This window comes from Fulvivirga kasyanovii (assembly GCF_009711405.1).
In the GTDB taxonomy this organism is placed as follows: domain Bacteria; phylum Bacteroidota; class Bacteroidia; order Cytophagales; family Cyclobacteriaceae; genus Fulvivirga; species Fulvivirga kasyanovii.
Genome location: NZ_SMLW01000229.1, coordinates 1 through 2,638, shown reverse-complemented (window position 1 = coordinate 2,638; position 2,638 = coordinate 1). Strand labels below are relative to the sequence as shown.

Below are 2,638 nucleotides of genomic sequence, written 5' to 3'. Positions count from 1 at the left end.
ACTGATATAACTCCCTGTAAATTATTGAATTTGAACCGGCCAGAGTATATATTGCCCCATACTTCATCCCCAAGTTATAATGAAAGCAGCAAAAAGCATTTTCCATTACCTCAGCTATGTTCAGTATCCATTCATTATCATAGGTGTCTATTATGCCTATAAACCTCTCATATTTGAGTTAGACACCTTCTGGGACGACTTCAACAAAGTACTGGTCTTTTTGGGTTTAGGGATCAGTCTGTCTACACTACAGGACACCAAAAAAGTGCAGCATAAACTTGCTAAAAAAGTATGGGAGAACCCAAAGTATGCCAGAGCATTCCTGATCTACCTGTTTTCTCTGATTGTCATTGTTGTTTTATTTGGCTTGTACTCCCTCCTACTTGCCACCGATGAACACCTCCAGGAAATCTCATCCGGAATTATAGTTTTTGGCGTGGGGCTTATCGGGATGCTCAAGGCAGGCATAGAAATGGCAGAAAACCACAGGAAAGATCCAATCATCCCTGAAACACAAGCGACTGATATTTAGCGGTAATAAACGGGTACTCCCCCGTTCGTAAATCATATGATCAAACACCACCACTTTATCATTTACAAACCCTTTGGTTATTTGTCGCAGTTTGTCAGCAACCAAAACAAGCAGAGGAACAAGAAAATGCTTGGAGACCTTTATGATTTCCCCGAGGGCGCCATGGCTATCGGCCGGCTGGATGAAAGTTCGGAGGGTTTGCTATTGGTAACTACAGATGGTAAGGTAAGCGAGCAGGTGCGAAGTAAAGAAATAGAAAAGGAATACTACGCCCAGCTTGATGGCGAAATAACAGATGAGGCCGTAGAGCAATTAAAAACCGGGATAGAAATAGGCACGGGAAGCAACGCCTATACCACCTTGCCCTGCAAAGCCTTTCGCCTCGATCTACCCCCGGACTTCCCCCCACGGGCTAAAAAAATAAGGGACGAAAGGCACGGCCCCACCAGTTGGCTATCCATAACGCTGACCGAAGGAAAATTCAGGCAGGTACGTAAAATGACCGCAGCCGTGGGCTTCCCTACCTTAAGGCTGGTCCGGGTGCGCATTGGAGCTATTACCCTGGATAGGCTGGAACCGGGGCAAGCTATGGAAGTAGATGGCTTTGAAATGGACGCAGTGTAGTAAAATTCATTAATATTATGGGTATGAATAAATTATGGCTTCTGGTTATTCCCCTTGCCTTTCTATTATCCACGAGTTTTCTCCTGACAAAAAAAGCAGGAAAGCTGGTTGATGAATCCAGGTTTATCAGCTATGAGATTGACCCTGCCCATCAGCACCTGAAATTTTACTGGAAAGATGAGGATGGCATTAATTATCAAAACTTCCGAAACCTCAAAGCAAGTCTGGAAAATGATGGCAAAGCACTGGTATTCGCCATGAATGGTGGTATGTATAACAAAGACCTGTCACCACAAGGGTTGTATATCGAAAATGGACAACTCCTGTCACCCCTCGATACGCTTCAAAACGGATACGGCAACTTTTACCTTCAACCCAACGGAGTATTCTACATCACGCATGACCACAAAGCCATGGTTAGCCTCTCCCGGTCTTTTGACATCAGCCAAAACATAAGCTATGCCACCCAATCAGGCCCCATGCTGCTCATCGATGGAGAGATTCACCCCAAATTCATTAAAGGGTCTCAGAATGTCCATATTAGAAATGGTGTTGGGATACTTCCTAATGGAAATGCGCTGTTTGCCATCTCCAGAGACAAAGTTAATTTCTTCGACTTTGCTTCATTTTTCAAACAAAAGGGGTGTAAAAATGCGCTTTACCTCGATGGCTTTGTTTCGAGAATATACCTGCCCACTAAAAACATAGAGCAGCTAGACGGAACCTTTGGGGTGATTATAGCGGAAACAAAATCTAAAACAGAATAACCCACGTCGACACATTTGAATTTGTTGAAAAAAAATTAATTATGGAAATTATAATTTCAGACAGAAGAGACATTGCCCCCAGAGATATACTGGAAATCTACAAAGCCAATAAATGGAGTTCCGCAGAGAAACCGGACGAACTATACAAGGCCCTCACAAACTCTCACTCTTTGATATCGGCCTGGAGCAATGACAAACTGGTCGGCATTGGAAATGCAATCTCTGATGGTCACCTCGTAGTTTATTACCCGCACCTGCTGGTACACCCCGATTACCAGGGCCAGGGCATTGGGCAGATGATCATGGCCAAAATGCAGGAGATATATGGAGGCTTCCATATGCAAATGCTTACCGCCGACGGAAAAGCCATTGATTTCTATAAAAAAGTAGGATTTGAAAGAGCCGGAGCCACCGAGCCTATGTGGATCTACCACGGGGATGAACATTAGCATTGTAATGTTACAGAACCCCGATTTCCGCAGCAGATACCCCACGGCATTTTAGCGTGTATGTATCTGTACCCCTGTATCTGATGTACCCCGTCATCCCTGAATTTTCGTATATGAGCGTGATTTATACAGATATTCAATGAAAATATCAGGGATCCCCGCGATCCGGGGCAGTGCCCAAACCTTCTGCAGCACACTTATTCAGAGAATTCTAAATCTTCGCTACGCGGCATTAACCTCAAGGGGATAGTAGTGTAGTAGAAATA

The 2,638-nt window shown here is 44.2% G+C and carries 4 protein-coding genes; all 4 read left to right on the top strand.

Annotation, left to right across the window (positions count from 1 at the left end; genetic code table 11):
- The first annotated feature begins 79 nt into the window (after positions 1 to 79).
- Genes E1163_RS01125 through E1163_RS01110 form a run of 4 tightly spaced genes read left to right on the top strand, consistent with a single transcriptional unit; the run spans position 80 to position 2,372 of the window.
- Entirely contained in the window at positions 80 to 532 is a 453-nt protein-coding gene (locus tag E1163_RS01125; RefSeq protein WP_155168687.1) for a hypothetical protein, read from the top strand.
- Between the two features lie 36 nt (positions 533 to 568).
- The gene (locus E1163_RS01120) at positions 569 to 1,156 is read left to right on the top strand and encodes a pseudouridine synthase (protein WP_155168686.1); all 588 of its coding nucleotides are present in this window, start codon (positions 569 to 571) and stop codon (positions 1,154 to 1,156) included.
- Between the two features lie 23 nt (positions 1,157 to 1,179).
- The gene (locus tag E1163_RS01115; protein WP_155168685.1) at positions 1,180 to 1,923 is read left to right on the top strand and encodes a phosphodiester glycosidase family protein; all 744 of its coding nucleotides are present in this window, start codon (positions 1,180 to 1,182) and stop codon (positions 1,921 to 1,923) included.
- A 41-nt stretch (positions 1,924 to 1,964) separates the two neighbouring features.
- Positions 1,965 to 2,372, top strand: a complete 408-nt coding sequence (locus E1163_RS01110) for a GNAT family N-acetyltransferase (RefSeq protein WP_155168684.1) — start codon at positions 1,965 to 1,967, stop codon at positions 2,370 to 2,372.
- Positions 2,373 to 2,638: the final 266 nt, after the last annotated feature.

Excerpts from the sequence above, each read along its gene's own strand:
- E1163_RS01125 (WP_155168687.1), top strand. The coding sequence starts at position 80 with ATGAAAGCAGCAAAAAGCATTTTCCATTACCTCAGCTATGTTCAGTAT.
- E1163_RS01120 (WP_155168686.1), top strand. The coding sequence starts at position 569 with ATGATCAAACACCACCACTTTATCATTTACAAACCCTTTGGTTATTTG.
- E1163_RS01115 (WP_155168685.1), top strand. The coding sequence starts at position 1,180 with ATGAATAAATTATGGCTTCTGGTTATTCCCCTTGCCTTTCTATTATCC.
- E1163_RS01110 (WP_155168684.1), top strand. The coding sequence starts at position 1,965 with ATGGAAATTATAATTTCAGACAGAAGAGACATTGCCCCCAGAGATATA.